Below are 17,834 nucleotides of genomic sequence, written 5' to 3' on the forward strand. Positions count from 1 at the left end.
TCCTCTTAATGCTGTGAATTAGGCGTTTCGACGCGATCAAGAAACAGCGTGGCGGCAAGCAGATCGGCCGCGCCCCCGGGCGACGCGTTGAGCGCCAGCATGTGGCGATCTAACGCAGCCAGCGCGCGCTGTCCGTCAAGCTGAGCCGTTCCGCCCGCGCTCAGCACCGCACGGGCACCGTCCTGCATGGCGTCCAGCCCTTCCATTCCGGCACGAGACAACACGCAGGTGTCGGTGAGGGTGGTCATGATCGCCATCAGCGCATCAAGCCGGCTGTGCGTTTCACTGCTGCCGTTGAGTCGGCTGAGCCGAAGCTGCGGCAATGCCCGCTGGATAATGTGCGGAAACGCCTGCTGCGCCTCTTCGCGCGCGCCCGGTACACGGTAACGGTGCGTGACGCGAAGCCCTTTGCTGAAGACTTTCGGTGCGGCGTCGTCAGGCAATTTCGCCAGCTCCGCGGCGGTTGCTGCGACGGTCTGCGGTTGGGTATCGCCGCCAAGCATGGCGACCGCGCTGACCAGCAAACCCAGCGCCCAAATCGCCCCGCGATGGGTATTGACGCCGTTTGTCGCCGCCATCATTTGCTGTTCGCCTTCGCGTCCGAGCCGCCCTATGGTTTGTCGAAGCGAAATATCTGCCGGACGCTGCCAGCTTTGCAGCGCCAGCGCCTGGAACGTTGGGGTCAAACTTTGCGCTGAGCGCTCCATCAAGGCGAGCGTGAGATCGCGGTGCGCGCCGCTCCCCCGACTGTCCACCAGACCGGGTTTCGGGCTTAATCGTGCTTCGTCAATCAGACACTGCGTGGCGGTTTGCGCCAGCCATTCGGCACCGCCTTCAACCTGAATCTGGGGCAGAAGTTTCATTACCAGCTCCGGAATTTCGCAGGTGGGTTGTAGAGACCGCCGGACCATTCGACCAGATCCGACACGCTACCCGCCGCCAGCAGAGAACGCGTGGCGTCCGTACGGCGAATGCCCATATCTTCCGGATAGACCACTTTGCCACTTTGGCGCAGCGCCGCGACGCGTTTGGCGTCAACACCCAGACCGACATCGGTGATCCCGGCCACCGCCGCAACCATTGCGCGACGCTCTTCCAGACTTTCGGCGCGATACAGGTAAGCGATCCCTTCTTCGGTCAATACGTGGGTGACGTCATCGCCATAAATCATCACCGGCGCAAGCGGCATCCCGGAGGATTTCGCCACGTCGATGGCATCGAGTTTTTCGACAAAGGTTGGTTTCACACCCGCCTGGAATGTTTCGACCATCTGCACCACCAGCTTTTTACCGCGCTGCATGAGGTCCGGTTCGGTTTTCATATTCAGCCAGGCTGGCGTCGCATGGCGACGACCGTGCGGATCGTGGCCCATGTTTGGCGCACCGCCGAAACCGGAGAGACGTCCACGGGTCACCGTTGAGGAGTTAGCATCGCCATCCACCTGCAGCGTCGAGCCGATAAACATATCCACCGCGTACTGACCTGCCAGCTGGCAGAGCGCGCGGTTAGAACGCATCGACCCGTCGGCGCCAGTAAAGAACACGTCAGGGCGCGCGCGGATGTACTCTTCCATACCCAGCTCACCGCCGAAGCAGTGCACGCTTTCGACCCAGCCGCTTTCAATCGCTGGAATCAGCGTCGGATGCGGATTCAACGTCCAGTGCTTACAGATTTTGCCTTTCAGCCCGAGCTGCTCGCCGTAGGTGGGCAGCAGGAGTTCAATCGCGGCGGTATTAAAACCGATCCCGTGGTTCAGGGACTGGACCTGATGTTCGGCGTAGATGCCTTTAATCGCCATCATCGCCATCAGGATGTGTTCTTGCTTGATCAGGCGCGGATCGCGGGTGAACAGCGGTTCGATAAAGAACGGTTTGTCCGCCACTACCACGTAGTCAATCCAGGAACCGGGGATATCCACACGCGGCAGGTCACTTTCGTCGTCGACCAGCTCGTTCACCTGCGCAATGACGATACCGTCATGGAACGCGGCGGCTTCAACCAGCGCGGGCGTGTCTTCAGTGCTTGCGCCGGTGTACAGATTGCCTTTGCGGTCCGCTTTGAAACCGGCAATCAGCGCCACGTTTGGCGAGAGATCAACGTAAAGACGAGAATAAAGTTCGATGTAGGTGTGGATAGCGCCGATTTCGAGAAGACCGTCTTCCAGCAGCTGCGAAATGCGCAGGCTTTGCGTGCCGGAGAAGGAGAAATCAAGCTTGCGGGCGATGCCCTTTTCAAAGATATCGAGATGTTCGCTGCGCCCGACGCTTGGCATAATCATATGCAGGTCATGGACGAGTTGCGGGTTCACTTCAGCAAGTGAGCGGGACAGAAAATCTGCCTGCTTCTGGTTGTTGCCTTCCAGCACCACTTTGTCGCCCGGGGCGATCAGTTTTTCCAGCATGGCGACGAAATCGTCGGTTGGCAGTACTTTGCCCTGCACCGGAACGGAAGCCAGACGGCGCGCTTTCTCTGTGCGGCGTGTGTTCCAGACCCGGGGTGGCGTTTGCCCAGATAACATTATTAACCTCCTGATTCAGCACATCATTTTGATTTGCTTAACGCTGAGTAAAGTGTGCGCTCTGGTGAGAAAGGCATCAATTAAGCGTAGAGGTGAATCATTAGCCTGAGAGTAATAATCAGAATGAATATTTATGATCAAGATCAGATAACGTTTCGGAAAAAAACGCTAGCTCAGACAGGAAATAGCTGAATCGGAGGTCAACACCGCCTCATTTTCGTAAACAGGATCCGCTTCGACAGGTATAGTAAAGGCTGACAAGAGTGAACATCGCATCGTTATGACCCAAATTATTCCATCTGACTTTGATATCACGTGTGAAGAGAGCGCCGCATTTGTGCCAATGCGTGGCGTCGCTAACCCGCATCTGCAAACCATGCTGCCAAGGCTCCTGCGCCGTAAACTGCAGTTTGATCCGCACTGGCAACGCCTCGACCTGCCGGACGGTGATTTCGTCGATTTAGCGTGGAGCGAAGATCCCGACCAGGCCAGGCATAAACCTCGGCTGGTGGTGTTCCACGGGCTGGAAGGCAGCCTGCACAGCCCGTATGCGCACGGCTTGATCCACGCGGCAAAAGCGCGCGGCTGGCTCGGTGTGGTGATGCATTTTCGCGGATGCAGCGGCGAGCCAAACCGTCGCGAGCGGATTTATCATTCCGGCGAAACCGAAGACGGCACCTGGTTTTTACACTGGCTGGCGAAGACCTACGGCGCGGCACCTACCGCGGCGGTTGGCTATTCGCTGGGTGGCAATATGCTGGCCTGCCTGCTGGCGAAAGAGAGCGACGCCGTGCCGCTGGACGCTGCGGTGATCGTCTCTGCGCCGTTTATGCTTGAGCAGTGCAGCTATCATATGGAAAAGGGCTTTTCGCGCGTTTATCAGCGCTATCTGCTGAATTTGCTGAAAGCCAACGCGGCACGCAAATTGAAAGCCTATCCCGATACGCTGCCGATCAACCTGCAACAGCTCAAGCGCATGCGCCGTCTGCGGGAGTTTGACGATCTGATCACCTCGAAGATCCACGGTTTCGCCGACGCGCTAGACTATTATCGTCAGTGCAGCGCCATGCCGTTGCTGAATCAGATAACCAAACCGACGCTGATTATCCACGCGAAAGACGATCCCTTTATGGATCACCATTCGATTCCGGCACCGGGCTATTTGCCGGCTAACGTGCAGTATCAGCTGACCGAACATGGCGGCCACGTTGGCTTTATCGGCGGCACGTTACGGCGTCCGAAAATGTGGCTGGAAACGCGTATCCCCGACTGGTTAACCCCCTGGCTGGAAAAAACACGATGATGATTCCCTGGCAAGATCTGGCTCCCGAAACGCTGGACAGTCTGATTGAAAGCTTTGTATTACGCGAAGGCACCGATTATGGTGAACATGAACGCTCGCTTGAACAAAAGGTCGCCGATGTGAAACGGCAGCTACAAAATGGCGAGGTGTTGCTGGTGTGGTCTGAACTGCACGAAACCGTCAACATCATGCCGCGCAATCAGTTTCGCGGCTGATCGCTTCATCATTCCAGTCAGGGAGTTGCTATGTCCGCCAGACATCCGGTTATTGCCGTTACGGGGTCAAGTGGTGCGGGAACCACGACCACCAGCCTCGCGTTTCGTAAGATTTTCGCGCAGCTCAACTTGCGCGCCGCCGAGGTAGAAGGAGACAGTTTTCATCGCTATACCCGCCCCGAAATGGACATGGCGATCCGCAAGGCGCGCGATCTCGGCAAACACATCAGCTACTTCGGACCAGACGCCAACGACTTCAGTTTGCTGGAGCAAACCTTTGCCGAGTACGGCCATACCGGCACAGGGCAATCGCGTAAATATCTGCACACCTATGACGAAGCGGTGCCGTGGAACCAGGTGCCCGGCACGTTTACGCCGTGGCAGCCGCTCCCGGAACCGACCGATGTGCTGTTTTACGAAGGATTGCACGGCGGTGTGGTGACGCCGCAGCATGACGTGGCGCAGCACGTCGATCTGCTGGTTGGCGTGGTGCCTATCGTCAACCTGGAGTGGATCCAGAAGCTCACCCGCGACACCAGCGAGCGCGGCCATTCGCGTGAAGCGGTCATGGACTCGGTGGTGCGCTCAATGGAAGATTACATTAACTTCCTGACGCCGCAGTTTTCCCGCACGCACATTAACTTCCAGCGCGTCCCGACGGTGGATACCTCGAATCCCTTTGCGGCAAAAACGATTCCGTCTCTGGACGAAAGCTTTGTGGTGATCCACTTCCGTAATCTGGACGATATTGATTATCCGTGGCTGCTGGCGATGCTGCAGGGCTCGTTTATTTCGCACATTAATACGCTGGTGGTGCCGGGCGGGAAGATGGGACTGGCGATGGAGCTGATCATGATGCCGCTGGTGCAACGGCTGATGGAAGGCAAAAAGATCGAATGATCCTTTTCCCTCTCCTTGTGGGAGAGGGTCTGACTCTCGTCAACGCTTACGCGTCGATCACCTCGTAGGAGTGCGTGATTTTCACCGCTTTCTCCAGCATCAACGCCACCGAGCAGTACTTCTCCGCAGAAAGATCCACCGCACGGGAAACCGCGGCATCTTTCAACGCTTTGCCAGTCACAATGAAGTGCAGATTGATATGCGTAAACAGACGCGGCGCTTCTTCGCGACGCTCAGATGTCAGCTTCACTTCACAATCGGTGACGTCATGACGCCCTTTTTGCAGAATCGAGACGACGTCAATGGCGCTGCATCCGCCCGCCGCCATCAGCACCACTTCCATCGGGCTTGGCGCTTTATCGCCGGAGTTACCATCCATCAAAATCTGGTGTCCTGAAGCGGATTCGCCGAGGAACGTTAAACCTTCAACCCATTTCACACGCGCTTGCATTTTATTCACTCCGACGTTGCATTTTTCCGGACAGATTACCCGCGCGTTACAATTCTCGCAACGGAAGACGACCTGCGTCATGCTGAAGCGAGACACCAGGAGACACGCGGCAAAAGCTATGCTAAAACACTCTGGATGCTACAGTAATACATTGACGTTACACATGTATGCAGAGGACATCAAACATTACAGGCTGCAAACATTTATGACAGCCTAGTTCCCAGGTACGGGGAAGAATTCGATTGCAACCCCAGAGTCAGGATGCGATTTATGACTCTGGTGACAGCTTATAACAGAGGATAACAGCGCATGGTGCTTGGCAAACCGCAAACAGACCCGACTCTCGAATGGTTCTTGTCTCATTGCCATATTCATAAGTACCCATCGAAGAGCACGCTGATTCACCAGGGTGAAAAAGCGGAAACGTTGTATTACATCGTCAAAGGCTCGGTGGCAGTGCTTATCAAAGATGAAGAAGGAAAAGAGATGATCCTTTCTTATCTGAACCAGGGCGATTTCATCGGCGAACTGGGCCTGTTTGAAGAAGGCCAGGAACGTAGCGCCTGGGTACGTGCAAAATCAGCCTGTGAAGTGGCTGAGATCTCCTACAAAAAATTCCGTCAGTTGATTCAGGTTAACCCGGATATTCTGTTGCGCCTGTCTTCGCAGATGGCTCGCCGCCTGCAAATCACCTCCGAGAAAGTGGGTAACCTCGCCTTCCTGGATGTAACGGGTCGCATCGCGCAAACGCTGTTGAACCTGGCGAAACAGCCTGACGCTATGACCCACCCTGACGGCATGCAAATTAAAATTACCCGTCAGGAAATTGGTCAGATCGTGGGTTGCTCCCGTGAAACCGTTGGCCGTATCCTGAAAATGCTGGAAGATCAGAACCTGATCTCCGCTCACGGTAAAACCATCGTGGTTTACGGAACGCGTTAATTCCGGTCGAACGGCGTGCCATCGCAAGGTGTCACGCCGTTTTTGTCTCTGGCATCTATGTGGCGCAGGCTGATCTATCACCCGGAAGTTAACTACGCACTTCGGCAAACGCTGGTGTTATGTCTCCCCGTGGCCGTCGGTTTGATTCTGGGTCATCTGCAACACGGTCTGCTTTTTTCTCTCGTTCCTGCCTGCTGTAATATTGCCGGTCTCGATACCCCGCATAAACGCTTTTTCAAGCGCCTGATTATTGGCGGCTCGCTGTTTGCCGGATGCAGTCTCGCGGTACAGCTATTACTGGCGCGCGATATCCCCCTGCCGTTGATTTTGACCGTACTGGCACTCACGCTCGGCGTGACGGCGGAAATCAGTTCTCTGCATGCCCGCTTGCTTCCCGCCTCACTGATTGCATCGATCTTTACGCTCAGCCTCGCCGGGAATATGCCCGTCTGGGAACCGCTGCTGATCTACGCGTTTGGCACGCTGTGGTACGGATTATTCAACTGGTTCTGGTTCTGGATGTGGCGCGAGCAGCCGTTGCGCGAATCCTTAAGCCTGCTCTACGTTCAGCTCGCTGATTACTGCGAAGCAAAATACACCCTGCTGACGCAGCACACCGATCCGGAAAAGGCGCTGCCGCCGCTGCTGACGCGTCAGCAAAAAGTGGTCGATTTAATCAGCCAGTGTTATCAGCAGCTACACATGCTGGCGGCCAATAAAAATCATGAATACAAACGGCTACTGCGCACGTTTCAGGTAGGGCTGGATTTACAGGAACATATTTCCGTCAGCCTGCATCATCCACAGGAAGTGCAAAAGCTGGTGGAGCGCAGTCACGCCGAAGCGGTGATCCGCTGGAATGCCCAGACGGTCGCGGCGCGACTGCGCGTGCTGGCTGACGATATTCTCTATCACCGCTATCCCACACGCTTTACCATGGATAAACAGTTGGGCGCGCTGGAGAAAATTGCCCGTCAGCATCCCGACAACCCGGTCGGGCAGTTCTGCGCCTGGCACTTCAGCCGTATCGCACGCGTGCTGCGCACTCAGCGTCCGCTCTATTCCCGTGATCTGATGGCGGATAAGCAGAAACGTTTGCCACTGCTGCCGGCGCTCAAAAGCTATCTGTCATTTAAATCCCCTGCTTTGCGTAATGCGGCGCGCATTAGCGTGATGCTCAGTATCGCCAGCCTGATGGGCGTGGCGCTGCATTTACCCAAGCCCTACTGGATTTTAATGACCGTGCTGTTCGTGACGCAGAACGGCTATGGCGCGACGCGGGTGCGGATCCTGCACCGGGCGGGCGGGACCCTTGCCGGTCTGGTGATTGCGGGCGTCACGCTGCACTTCCACGTCCCGGACGGTTACACCCTGGCGGGCATGCTGTTTATTACGCTGGTCAGCTATCTGTTTATCCGTAAAAACTACGGCTGGGCGATGGTCGGCTTTACGGTCACCGCGGTATATACCCTGCAACTGCTTACCCTGAATGGCGAACAGTTTATTGTCGCCCGACTGGTGGATACGCTGATTGGCTGTCTGATTGCGTTTGGCGGTATGGTCTGGCTGTGGCCACAGTGGCAAAGCGGCCTGTTGCGCCAGAATGCGCATGATGCGCTCGAGGCCGACCAGCAGGCTATTCGCCTGATTCTCAGCGCCGATCCGCAGCCGTCGCCGCTGGCGTACCAACGCATGAAGGTCAATCAGGCTCATAACGCGCTGTTTAACTCGCTGAATCAGGCCATGCAAGAGCCGGGCTTTAATTCGCACTATCTGGCCGATATGAAACTGTGGGTCACCCACAGCCAGTTCATTGTCGAGCATATCAACGCGATGACCACGCTGGCGCGCGAGCATACGATGCTGACGCCGGACCTGGCGCAGCGTTATTTGCAGTCGTGTGAAATTGCATTGCAGCGGTGTCAGCAGCGCCTGGAATATGACGCGCCGGGTGAATCAGGGGATATGAATATTCTTGAAGGACCAGAAACGCTCACCTACGGTCCGATGAGCACGCTGGAACAGCACTTGCAGCGCATACTCGGGCATCTGAACACCATGCACACCATTTCATCGGTAGCCTGGCGGCAACGCCCGCATCACGGAATTTGGTTAACGCGCCTGCTGCGGCGCGAATCCCATTAACCCTTAACGATTTTCCCTACCGCTGCGGCAAAGCGCGCCATACCGTCGTCGATATCCTGTGCTTCAACCACCAGCGACGGTGCAAAGCGCATCACGTCCGGTCCAGCATTCAGCACCATCACCCCTTCGTGCGCGGCAGCATGGAGGAAATCACGCGCGCGGCCCTGGTATTGTGGCTTCAGTTCTGCACCAACCAGCAGTCCCATTCCACGAATATCGCTGAACACATCGTACTGGGCATCAATCTGCTGAAGATGTTTCACAAACTGTTCGCGTTTCGTACTCACACCGTTCAGCACGTCTGGCGTATTGATAATATCAAACGCCGCACCCGCGATAGCACAAGCCAGCGGATTCCCGCCGTAGGTCGACCCATGAGATCCCACATGGAATGCCGACGCGATCTCCTGGGTTGTCAGCACAGCACTGACCGGGAAGCCGCCCCCGAGCGCTTTGGCGCTTGTCAGAATGTCCGGCGTCACGCCGTAATGCATGTAGGCAAACAGGGAGCCGGTACGCCCCATACCGCTCTGCACTTCATCAAACACCAGCAGCGCCTGATGTTCGTCGCACAGTTCACGCAGGCCTTTCAGGAACTCTGGCGTCGCCGCCATTACACCGCCTTCACCCTGAATCGGCTCAACCACAATCGCGCAGGTGTGATCGTCCATCACCGCTTTTACGGCGTGAAGATCGTTAAACGGCACATGAACGATATCGGCAGGTTTTGGGCCAAAACCATCGGAATACTTCGGCTGTCCGCCGACGGAAACCGTAAACAGCGACCGCCCGTGGAAGGCGTTATGGAAGGCAATAATTTTGGATTTGTACGGGCTGTGACGCGTTGAGGCGTAATAACGCGCCAGCTTGAACGCGGTTTCGTTAGCTTCGGTGCCTGAGTTCATGAAAAGAACGCGCTCGGCAAACGTGGCGTCGATGATTTTGCGCCCCAGACGCAGCGCGGGTTCATTGGTGAATACGTTGCTGGTGTGCCACAGGGTTTCGCCCTGCGTTTTTAACGCCTCGACCAGAGCAGGATGGCAATGCCCCAGCGCCGTCACTGCAATACCACCCGCAAAATCAACGTACTCTTTGCCCTGCTGATCCCACACGCGACTGCCTTTCCCTTTTACCGGGATAAACTCAGCCGGTGCATAAATCGGCAGGATCACTTCATCGAAAGTTGCGCGCGTAATTGCAGATTGTTCAGTTGCCATGTCATGCCCATCCATTTTATGTCACATTAACCGTGAAAATATAATCACAAAATATGCATAAAAAATCACAACAAAGCAATAACCAATCAACGATGGAGGAAATTAGCCAGCAGTTGATGCCCCTGTTCGCTCAGGATACTTTCCGGATGGAACTGCACGCCTTCGAGATCCCATTCGCGATGACGAATGCCCATGATCTCCTGAGTGTCGCTCCAGGCCGTCACCTCAAAGCAATCGGGCAGCGTGGGCGGGTCAATCACCAGCGAATGATAGCGCGTCACCGTGAGCGGATTGTTCAGACCGAGAAACACGCCGGTTCCGGTATGCGTCACCGGAGACGTTTTGCCGTGCATCACTTTTGCGGCACGAACGATGGTCGCGCCAAAGACCTGGCCGATCGCCTGATGCCCCAGGCAGACGCCCAGAATCGGCAGTTTGCCAGCAAAATCGCGGATCACATCCAGCGAAATACCCGATTCAGAAGGGGTACAAGGCCCTGGTGAAATGACAATTTTCTGCGGTGCCAGCGCGTTGATATCTCCCAGCGTGATGTCATCATTGCGCCGGACAACCACCTCAGCACCCAGTTCACAAAAGTACTGGTACAGGTTCCAGGTAAATGAATCGTAATTATCAATCAGCAGAATCATGGCGGCTCCAAAAAATTAGCCGCCCTATTCTACTCAGTTTCCCGCGCTTCGCTCACAACTTTGGCGAAGATGGTTGTCAGGTCGGTTAAATCCCCCATAGCCCCGCTCTGATTGGCGGCAGACCAATAATCAGGTTCAATATCCCGCCAGCTCAGTTGATAACCCGCGTGAATGGCCAGTTGCTCGAAAAAGACGCGTTGCGCGATCCCGTTACCAATCCGGAACGGATGCAGGACGTTGATTTCGCAATAGTAATGGCTGAGGCGGGCGATAAACTCACTTTTCTCGAGTCCGACAAGATAGCCCTCTTCCTCAAGATCCTGCATCAGGCCGTTGCCTTCTTTTTCGATATAGGCGAAATGGCAGAATCGCGTATCGCCCTGATAAATATCGACTTCACGGATATCACCTGCCCAGTCGAAAATATCCTGATAAAGATGGCGATGAATGGCGCACAGGTGCGGCAAACCGCGTGCGGGCGGCCCAAGCGGTAAGGTTGCGGCACGCAATGCCGTGAGTTCATATGAAGCCTGCGCAAGGCGATCCGCCTGACGAATATTGAGCTTATTGCGCATCACGTTCAGGCCGGGATAGAGGTACGGATCGCGATCGTCACCGATTTTATCGCTCATAGTGCCTCCTGAGTTCCTCAAGACGGTGTTGAGCGTCTGCTGCATTTAGCGTGACGAGCGGGCTGTCGACGCCTTCCAGACGCCGACTGGCCTGAAAGTTAACGTTGCGCTGCTGTTCCCAGAGACGGGATTTTTGCCTGTCGGTGAGTTTTTTCACTTAACGCCTCCCTGATATGTCCGTTTGCCACAAGTATAAGCAGCAAAACGCGCTTTCGCAGGGAGACGCAAGTGTTACGGGCGAGAACCGCCCGTAGAGAAAAGGGTTACGGCAGAACTTTTGCGGACAGAATAACAACCGGTTTTGTCGGTACATTCTGGTAAGGACCGACGTCATGCGTCTGTACCTGCGAGATCTTATCAGCCACATCCATACCTTTCACAACTTTACCAAACACCGCGTATCCGAAGTCGCGCTGGCCGTGATCGAGGAAAGCGTTATCCGCAACGTTCAGGAAGAACTGGCTGGTGGCGCTGTCTTTATCCGCTGTACGAGCCATCGAAATGGTGCCGCGCGTGTTACGCAGACCGTTGTCGGCTTCGTTTTTGATTGGCGCATTCGGCTGCTTTTGCTGCATTTGCTCGTTAAAACCGCCGCCCTGGAGCATGAACCCCGGGATCACGCGGTGAAACGTGGTGTTGTTATAGAAACCATTGTTCACGTAATCGAGGAAGTTTTTCACCGATACCGGAGCTTTCTGGCTATTCAGTTCCAGCTCAATATTTCCGGCAGACGTTGTCAGCAAGACATGGGGATCGCCTTTCGCTGCCAGAACAGCAGGAGAAACAGCAGAGAGGGCAAACACAGCCGCGACAGCCGCCAGAGTTGATTTGAGCATGAGAATTCCTTAACAAAGCGCAGTAAAAAAGGCAAGTGGCTTGATTCTAAAGAGCAGTATGGATGGAGGCTAGCCTTTTACCTAATTTTACGAATTTGAAACAGTTGTAACCGTAAAAAGGGTAGGAACCGACGCACAATTAAGCGACCTAAATCACACTAATTAATGCAATTCAGATCTTAATTTTCATAAAAGATTTATATGGATCACTTTAATGATTAAAATCCCTGCGCACACGGCGCGGTCAACGCGTTTTACTTTTCATTACCCTTATTAATTCGTGATGCAGGCAGGCGGCAAACGCCTTTGCAGCGTGAAGGACACGGGGTAAATTCACAGGCCAGACATGACTAACAGCAATCGCATTAAGCTCACATGGATCAGCTTCTTCTCGTACGCCCTGACCGGCGCACTGGTGATCGTCACCGGAATGGTGATGGGTGATATCGCCAACTATTTCCAGCTCCCCGTTTCCAGCATGAGCAACACCTTTACCTTCCTTAACGCCGGTATTCTGATCTCCATTTTCCTGAATGCCTGGCTGATGGAAATCGTGCCGCTGAAAACGCAGCTGCGCTTCGGCTTTGTCCTGATGGTCGCGGCCGTAGCGGGACTGATGGTCAGCCACAGTATCGCGCTGTTCTCCGCCTCAATGTTTGTGTTGGGCCTGGTCAGCGGGATCACCATGTCCATCGGTACGTTCCTGATTACCCACATGTATGAAGGCCGTCAGCGCGGCGCACGCCTGCTGTTCACCGACTCCTTCTTCAGCATGGCGGGGATGATTTTCCCTATGGTGGCCGCCGTTCTGCTGGCTCGCAGCATCGAGTGGTATTGGGTGTACGCCTGTATCGGCCTGGTCTACGTGGCTATTTTTGTGCTGACCTTTGGCTGTGAATTCCCGGTTCTGGGTCAAAAAGCGGATCAGAGCGAGCAGCCTGCCGCAAAAGAAAAATGGGGGATCGGCGTACTGTTTCTGTCCGTTGCGGCGCTGTGCTATATCCTCGGCCAGTTGGGCTTTATCTCCTGGGTTCCGGAATACGCGAAAGGCCTGGGCATGAGCCTCAACGACGCGGGCAAACTGGTGAGCGATTTCTGGATGTCTTACATGTTCGGCATGTGGGCATTTAGCTTCATTCTGCGTTTCTTCGATTTGCAGCGCATTTTGACGGTGCTGGCGGGTCTGGCAACCGTGCTGATGTATCTGTTTATCAACGGTGCGCCGGAGCATATGGCGTGGTTTATTCTGACGCTCGGTTTCTTCTCCAGCGCGATTTACACCTCAATCATCACCCTCGGCTCACTGCAAACCAAAGTGGCGTCACCTAAGCTTGTGAACTTTGTTCTGACCTGCGGGACCATTGGCACCATGTTGACCTTCGTGGTCACAGGGCCGATTGTGGCACACAGCGGCCCGCTGGCGGCGCTGCAAACGGCTAACGGTCTGTATGCCGTGGTGTTTGTCATGTGTCTGATTCTGGGCTTTGTAACCCGCCACCGTCAGCACAACACGGCAGCGGCTTCGCACTAACCCTTACGCCCCTTTGCGCTCAGCGAAGGGGCTGTTATTCGTAAAGCTCACCTCTTCACCCCCGCTATCCGTTTGAATCCACGTTTGCGCCAGTTGCGTCGTCGCAATCACTCTACCCTGACGAATCGACCAGCGCACCGGCACCTGACAGCGCACCGCATCAAAACCACTTTCCGCAGGCAAAATGATCAGATTCGCCGGGTTGCCCGTCTTAATACCGTAATCCGTCAGCCCAAACGTGCGTGCGCTGTTGTGGGTAATCAAATCGAGGCCGCTGTCGATTTGCGGATAACCCATCATCTGACAGACGTGTAGCCCCATGTGCAGCACTTGCAGCATATTGCCCGTCCCCAGCGGATACCACGGATCGAAAACGTCGTCATGACCGAAGCAGACGTTGATACCCGCTTCCTGAAGCTCTTTAACGCGGGTAATTCCGCGACGTTTCGGGTAATCGTCAAATCGCCCCTGCAAATGAATGTTGACCAGCGGGTTAGCGACAAAGTTAATGCCAGACATTTTCAGCAAGTGGAACAGCCGCGAGGTGTATGCCCCGTTGTAGGAGTGCATTGCGGTGGTGTGGCTGGCGGTGACACGCGATCCAATCCCGGCCTCATACGCCAGCGTGGCAACCGTTTCAACGAAACGAGACTGTTCATCGTCGATTTCGTCGCAGTGAATATCCAGCGGACGATCGTATTTTTTTGCCAGTTCAAACGCGATGTGCAGCGACTGCACGCCATATTCGCGCGTGAATTCAAAATGCGGGATGGCGCCGACCACGTCAGCGCCGAGCTGTAACGCTTCTTCAAGCAGCGCCGCACCGTTGGGATAGGATAGAATCCCCTCCTGCGGGAAAGCGACGATTTGCAGGGTGATCCACGGCGCAACTTCCTGCTTCACTTCCAGCATCGCTTTTAGCGCCGTGAGCGTAGGGTCAGAGACGTCAACGTGGGTGCGAACAAACTGAATGCCGTTAGCCATTTGCCATTTCAACGTCTTCCACGCACGCGCTTTGACATCGTCATGGCTGAGGAACGCTTTACGTTCCGCCCAACGTTCGATGCCCTCGAACAGGGTTCCAGACTGGTTCCAGCTCGGCTCTCCGGCCGTCTGGGTGGTATCGAGATGAATATGCGGTTCAATAAACGGCGGAATCGCCAGGCCACCACGGGCGTTGAGGACTTCGTGGCTTTCATCGGGCGCATCACCTATTGGGGTAATTTCGCCAAAACGGCCATTCTGAATGGCAATTTGCCATAGCCCTTCTTGCTGCGGTAACCGAACGTTCTGAACCAGCCAAAGCGGTGATGTAGACATACCTTTCCCCTGAAAAACAGTGCTGAAATTTGGGAGTACGAACTTTTGCAGATTAACCTCAAATTTTGTACACAAATTCATCGCTTATGAAAAGCGAGTTATTTCCGCCACTTAGAAAATTCCTGACAAATCAGTCATCTACCCACTAAGGAGTAGTTGAAGGCGTATTTGATTTGCATCAATAAGCGCCTGTGCTGAATCGTTAAGGTAGGCAGTAATATAAAAGAAATCGAGGCAAAAATGAGCAAAGTCAGACTCGCTATCATTGGTAACGGCATGGTCGGCCATCGCTTTATTGAGGATCTTCTCGATAAAGCAGACGCTACCCAGTTTGATATTACCGTCTTCTGTGAAGAACCCCGTAAGGCGTACGATCGTGTGCACCTGTCCTCCTACTTCTCCCACCACACCGCTGAAGAACTTTCTCTGGTTCGTGAAGGTTTCTATGAGAAGCATGGCGTGAATGTGTTGGTTGGCGAACGCGCCATCACCATTAACCGCCAGGAAAAAGTGATTCACTCCAGTGCCGGACGCACGGTTTTTTACGACAAGCTGATTATGGCGACTGGCTCATACCCGTGGATCCCGCCGATCAAAGGGTCGGAAACACAGGATTGCTTCGTTTATCGTACCATTGAAGACCTGAAAGCGATCGAATCCTGCGCACGCCGCAGTAAACGTGGTGCGGTAGTCGGTGGCGGTCTGCTTGGCCTCGAAGCGGCAGGCGCACTGAAAAACTTAGGCGTCGAAACCCACGTCATCGAATTTGCCCCGATGCTGATGGCTGAACAACTCGACCACATGGGTGGCGACCAGCTCCGCCGTAAAATCGAAAGCATGGGTGTGAAAGTTCACACCAGCAAAAACACCAAAGAGATCGTTCAGGAAGGCACCGAAGCGCGCAAAACCATGCGCTTTGCCGATGGCAGCGAGCTGGAAGTAGATTTTATCGTCTTCTCAACTGGTATTCGTCCGCGCGACAAAATGGCGACCCAGTGCGGTCTGGCCGTGGCGCAGCGTGGCGGTATCATGATTAACGATGCCTGCCAGACGTCCGACCCGGATATCTACGCGATCGGCGAATGTGCAAGCTGGAACAATCGCGTGTACGGTCTGGTCGCTCCAGGTTACAAAATGGCGCAGGTCGCCGTTGACCACATCCTGGGTAACGAAAATGCCTTCGTCGGCGCAGATATGAGCGCCAAGCTGAAGCTGCTCGGCGTGGACGTCGGTGGTATCGGCGATGCACATGGCCGCACTCCGAACTCCCGCAGCTACGTTTATCTCGATGAAAGCAAAGAAGTCTACAAACGTCTGATTGTCAGCCCGGATAATAAGACCCTGCTGGGTGCGGTGCTGGTGGGCGACACCACCGATTTTGGCAATCTGCTGCAACTGGTTCTGAACGCCATCGAGCTGCCAGAAAACCCGGATGCGCTGATTCTGCCTGCGCATGCCTCCAACGGTAAGCCGTCAATTGGCGTGGATAAACTGCCGGACAGCGCGCAAATTTGTTCCTGCTTCGACGTCACCAAAGGCATGCTGATCTCCGCGATCAATAAGGGCTGCCACACCGTTGCGGCGCTGAAAGCCGAAACCAAAGCCGGTACCGGCTGCGGCGGTTGTATCCCGCTGGTCACTCAGGTGCTGAACGCCGAACTGGCGAAACAGGGTATCGAAGTTAACAACAACCTGTGTGAGCACTTCTCTTACTCACGCCAGGAGATTTACCATCTCATCCGCGTTGAAGGCATTAAGACCTTTGACGAACTGCTGGAAAAACACGGTCAGGGTTATGGCTGCGAAGTGTGTAAACCGACGGTCGGTTCTCTGCTGGCGTCTTGCTGGAACGAATACGTTCTGAAACCAGAACATACGCCGCTGCAGGATACCAACGACAACTTCCTGGCGAACATCCAGAAAGACGGGACGTACTCCGTCATACCGCGTTCTGCCGGTGGCGAAATTACGCCGGAAGGACTGGTGGCAGTTGGCCGAGTGGCGCGTGAATTCAACCTGTACACCAAAATCACCGGTTCCCAGCGTATCGGCCTGTTTGGTGCGCAGAAAGACGACCTGCCAGAAATCTGGCGTCAGCTTATCGAAGCGGGCTTCGAAACCGGTCACGCGTACGCCAAAGCGTTGCGTATGGCGAAAACCTGCGTGGGCAGCACCTGGTGCCGCTACGGTGTTGGCGACAGCGTGGGCTTCGGCGTGGAGCTGGAAAACCGCTACAAAGGCATCCGTACGCCGCACAAAATGAAGTTTGGCGTCTCCGGCTGTACCCGTGAATGTGCGGAAGCCCAGGGCAAAGACGTCGGCATCATCGCGACCGAGAAAGGCTGGAACCTGTACGTTTGCGGTAACGGCGGGATGAAACCCCGTCACGCAGACCTGCTGGCCGCGGATCTGGATCGTGAAACCCTGCTGAATTACCTCGACCGCTTCATGATGTTCTACATCCGCACCGCCGATAAGCTGACGCGTACAGCGTCCTGGCTGGACAATCTGGAAGGCGGCATTGAGTATCTGAAATCGGTCATCATCGACGACAAACTGGGTCTGAACGATGCGCTGGAAGCCGAAATGGCCCGTCTGCGCGACGCCGTGATTTGCGAGTGGACTGAAACCGTGAATTCCCCGGCGGCGCAGGTTCGCTTCAAACACTTTATCAACAGCGCCCAGCGCGATCCGAACGTACAGATTGTTCCTGAGCGTGAGCAGCATCGTCCGGCGACGCCATACGAGCGCATTCCGGTGACTCTGGTGGAGGAAAACGTATGAGCCAGTGGGTAAACATCTGCAAAGTTAACGACATCATTCCAGCGACCGGCGTTTGCGCACTGCTGGGTACGGAACAGGTCGCCATTTTCCGCCCTCGTCATGACGAACAGGTCTTTGCGATCAGCAATATCGACCCGTTCTTTCAGGCCAGCGTGCTGTCTCGCGGTTTGATTGCGGAGCATCAGGGCGAACTGTGGGTGGCGAGTCCACTGAAAAAACAGCGTTTCCGTTTAAGCGACGGACACTGCATGGAAGATGAAAGTCACTCAGTGAAGCACTATGACGTCCGCGTAAAAGACGGCAACGTGCAGCTGAGGGGCTGATTGTTATCGGGGGCGCAATGCCCCCTTTTTTGTACTTTTCTCCCGTTCGGGAGCTTTTCAACTTTTT

General features: G+C 55.0%; 17 protein-coding genes. 8 read left to right on the forward strand and 9 right to left on the reverse strand.

Annotation, left to right across the window (positions count from 1 at the left end; translation table 11 throughout):
• Positions 1 to 5: 5 nt before the first annotated feature.
• Together I6L74_RS06575 and mdcA are read right to left on the reverse strand one after the other, a co-directional pair.
• Positions 6 to 863, reverse strand: a complete 858-nt coding sequence (locus I6L74_RS06575; RefSeq protein ID WP_059180260.1) for a triphosphoribosyl-dephospho-CoA synthase — start codon at positions 861 to 863, stop codon at positions 6 to 8.
• Positions 863 to 2,518, reverse strand: a complete 1,656-nt coding sequence (gene mdcA, locus I6L74_RS06580) for a malonate decarboxylase subunit alpha (protein WP_059180261.1) — start codon at positions 2,516 to 2,518, stop codon at positions 863 to 865. Before mdcA ends, I6L74_RS06575 begins: the two co-directional genes overlap by 1 nt.
• Before the next feature lie 280 nt (positions 2,519 to 2,798).
• Between mdcA and I6L74_RS06585 the strand changes: the two genes are divergently transcribed.
• From I6L74_RS06585 to I6L74_RS06595, 3 genes are read left to right on the forward strand one after another with little or no spacing between them, the layout of a single operon-like run.
• Positions 2,799 to 3,821: a hydrolase gene (locus I6L74_RS06585; protein ID WP_059180262.1), complete on the forward strand. Its 1,023-nt coding sequence runs from the start codon at positions 2,799 to 2,801 to the stop codon at positions 3,819 to 3,821.
• On the forward strand, positions 3,818 to 4,036 hold the full coding sequence (locus I6L74_RS06590) for a YheU family protein (protein ID WP_059180263.1): 219 nt from the start codon (positions 3,818 to 3,820) through the stop codon (positions 4,034 to 4,036). The genes I6L74_RS06585 and I6L74_RS06590 overlap by 4 nt, the downstream gene beginning before the upstream one ends.
• A gap of 30 nt (positions 4,037 to 4,066) precedes the next feature.
• A complete protein-coding gene (locus tag I6L74_RS06595) occupies positions 4,067 to 4,936 on the forward strand; it encodes a phosphoribulokinase (protein ID WP_059180264.1) in 870 nt (289 codons plus the stop codon).
• A gap of 46 nt (positions 4,937 to 4,982) precedes the next feature.
• Here the strand turns inward: I6L74_RS06595 and I6L74_RS06600 are convergent, their stop codons facing one another.
• Complete coding sequence (locus I6L74_RS06600) at positions 4,983 to 5,387, reverse strand: OsmC family protein (RefSeq protein ID WP_059180265.1); 405 nt, start codon at positions 5,385 to 5,387, stop codon at positions 4,983 to 4,985.
• 309 nt (positions 5,388 to 5,696) lie between these two features.
• On the opposite strand from I6L74_RS06600, the gene crp reads away from it, so the two are divergent.
• Complete coding sequence (crp, locus tag I6L74_RS06605; RefSeq protein ID WP_015960746.1) at positions 5,697 to 6,329, forward strand: cAMP-activated global transcriptional regulator CRP; 633 nt, start codon at positions 5,697 to 5,699, stop codon at positions 6,327 to 6,329.
• 57 nt (positions 6,330 to 6,386) lie between these two features.
• On the forward strand, positions 6,387 to 8,474 hold the full coding sequence (locus tag I6L74_RS06610) for a YccS/YhfK family putative transporter (RefSeq protein WP_059180266.1): 2,088 nt from the start codon (positions 6,387 to 6,389) through the stop codon (positions 8,472 to 8,474).
• On the opposite strand, the gene argD is transcribed toward I6L74_RS06610, so the two are convergent.
• The 5 genes from argD to ppiA all read right to left on the reverse strand — a co-directional run bounded on the left by argD (position 8,471) and on the right by ppiA (position 11,809).
• Positions 8,471 to 9,691 carry a bifunctional acetylornithine/succinyldiaminopimelate transaminase gene (gene argD / locus I6L74_RS06615; protein WP_174521012.1) on the reverse strand — a complete coding sequence of 407 codons (1,221 nt, stop codon included), beginning with the start codon at positions 9,689 to 9,691 and terminating at the stop codon, positions 8,471 to 8,473. The genes I6L74_RS06610 and argD overlap by 4 nt on opposite strands.
• A gap of 86 nt (positions 9,692 to 9,777) precedes the next feature.
• Positions 9,778 to 10,341 carry an aminodeoxychorismate synthase component 2 gene (gene pabA / locus I6L74_RS06620; protein WP_059180268.1) on the reverse strand — a complete coding sequence of 188 codons (564 nt, stop codon included), beginning with the start codon at positions 10,339 to 10,341 and terminating at the stop codon, positions 9,778 to 9,780.
• A gap of 29 nt (positions 10,342 to 10,370) precedes the next feature.
• Positions 10,371 to 10,973, reverse strand: a complete 603-nt coding sequence (locus I6L74_RS06625; protein ID WP_059180269.1) for a putative adenosine monophosphate-protein transferase Fic — start codon at positions 10,971 to 10,973, stop codon at positions 10,371 to 10,373.
• Positions 10,963 to 11,130 (reverse strand): FicA/YhfG family antitoxin, encoded by a 168-nt coding sequence (gene ficA, locus I6L74_RS06630; RefSeq protein WP_072241953.1) that lies wholly within the window; start codon positions 11,128 to 11,130, stop codon positions 10,963 to 10,965. The genes I6L74_RS06625 and ficA overlap by 11 nt, the downstream gene beginning before the upstream one ends.
• Before the next feature lie 106 nt (positions 11,131 to 11,236).
• Positions 11,237 to 11,809 carry a peptidylprolyl isomerase A gene (gene ppiA / locus I6L74_RS06635; RefSeq protein ID WP_015960751.1) on the reverse strand — a complete coding sequence of 191 codons (573 nt, stop codon included), beginning with the start codon at positions 11,807 to 11,809 and terminating at the stop codon, positions 11,237 to 11,239.
• 346 nt (positions 11,810 to 12,155) lie between these two features.
• Here ppiA and tsgA point away from each other — a divergent pair, with 346 nt between their 5' ends.
• Complete coding sequence (gene tsgA / locus I6L74_RS06640; protein ID WP_059180270.1) at positions 12,156 to 13,340, forward strand: MFS transporter TsgA; 1,185 nt, start codon at positions 12,156 to 12,158, stop codon at positions 13,338 to 13,340.
• A 3-nt stretch (positions 13,341 to 13,343) separates the two neighbouring features.
• Here tsgA and I6L74_RS06645 read toward each other — a convergent pair whose 3' ends face one another.
• Entirely contained in the window at positions 13,344 to 14,660 is a 1,317-nt protein-coding gene (locus tag I6L74_RS06645; protein WP_059180271.1) for a cytosine deaminase, read from the reverse strand.
• A 240-nt stretch (positions 14,661 to 14,900) separates the two neighbouring features.
• On the opposite strand from I6L74_RS06645, the gene nirB reads away from it, so the two are divergent.
• Positions 14,901 to 17,444, forward strand: a complete 2,544-nt coding sequence (nirB, locus tag I6L74_RS06650) for a nitrite reductase large subunit NirB (RefSeq protein ID WP_015960754.1) — start codon at positions 14,901 to 14,903, stop codon at positions 17,442 to 17,444.
• The gene (nirD, locus tag I6L74_RS06655) at positions 17,441 to 17,767 is read left to right on the forward strand and encodes a nitrite reductase small subunit NirD (protein ID WP_015960755.1); all 327 of its coding nucleotides are present in this window, start codon (positions 17,441 to 17,443) and stop codon (positions 17,765 to 17,767) included. Before nirB ends, nirD begins: the two co-directional genes overlap by 4 nt.
• Positions 17,768 to 17,834: the final 67 nt, after the last annotated feature.

The organism is Lelliottia amnigena (assembly GCF_019047465.1).
Classification (GTDB): Bacteria; Pseudomonadota; Gammaproteobacteria; order Enterobacterales; family Enterobacteriaceae; genus Enterobacter; species Enterobacter amnigenus.

Excerpts from the sequence above, each read along its gene's own strand:
- I6L74_RS06585 (WP_059180262.1), top strand. The coding sequence starts at position 2,799 with ATGACCCAAATTATTCCATCTGACTTTGATATCACGTGTGAAGAGAGC.
- I6L74_RS06600 (WP_059180265.1), bottom strand. The coding sequence starts at position 5,387 with ATGCAAGCGCGTGTGAAATGGGTTGAAGGTTTAACGTTCCTCGGCGAA.
- nirD (WP_015960755.1), top strand. The coding sequence starts at position 17,441 with ATGAGCCAGTGGGTAAACATCTGCAAAGTTAACGACATCATTCCAGCG.
- pabA (WP_059180268.1), bottom strand. The coding sequence starts at position 10,341 with ATGATTCTGCTGATTGATAATTACGATTCATTTACCTGGAACCTGTAC.
- ppiA (WP_015960751.1), bottom strand. The coding sequence starts at position 11,809 with ATGCTCAAATCAACTCTGGCGGCTGTCGCGGCTGTGTTTGCCCTCTCT.
- I6L74_RS06645 (WP_059180271.1), bottom strand. The coding sequence starts at position 14,660 with ATGTCTACATCACCGCTTTGGCTGGTTCAGAACGTTCGGTTACCGCAG.
- I6L74_RS06625 (WP_059180269.1), bottom strand. The coding sequence starts at position 10,973 with ATGAGCGATAAAATCGGTGACGATCGCGATCCGTACCTCTATCCCGGC.
- tsgA (WP_059180270.1), top strand. The coding sequence starts at position 12,156 with ATGACTAACAGCAATCGCATTAAGCTCACATGGATCAGCTTCTTCTCG.
- I6L74_RS06595 (WP_059180264.1), top strand. The coding sequence starts at position 4,067 with ATGTCCGCCAGACATCCGGTTATTGCCGTTACGGGGTCAAGTGGTGCG.
- crp (WP_015960746.1), top strand. The coding sequence starts at position 5,697 with ATGGTGCTTGGCAAACCGCAAACAGACCCGACTCTCGAATGGTTCTTG.
- nirB (WP_015960754.1), top strand. The coding sequence starts at position 14,901 with ATGAGCAAAGTCAGACTCGCTATCATTGGTAACGGCATGGTCGGCCAT.
- I6L74_RS06575 (WP_059180260.1), bottom strand. The coding sequence starts at position 863 with ATGAAACTTCTGCCCCAGATTCAGGTTGAAGGCGGTGCCGAATGGCTG.
- argD (WP_174521012.1), bottom strand. The coding sequence starts at position 9,691 with ATGGCAACTGAACAATCTGCAATTACGCGCGCAACTTTCGATGAAGTG.
- mdcA (WP_059180261.1), bottom strand. The coding sequence starts at position 2,518 with ATGTTATCTGGGCAAACGCCACCCCGGGTCTGGAACACACGCCGCACA.
- I6L74_RS06610 (WP_059180266.1), top strand. The coding sequence starts at position 6,387 with ATGTGGCGCAGGCTGATCTATCACCCGGAAGTTAACTACGCACTTCGG.
- I6L74_RS06590 (WP_059180263.1), top strand. The coding sequence starts at position 3,818 with ATGATGATTCCCTGGCAAGATCTGGCTCCCGAAACGCTGGACAGTCTG.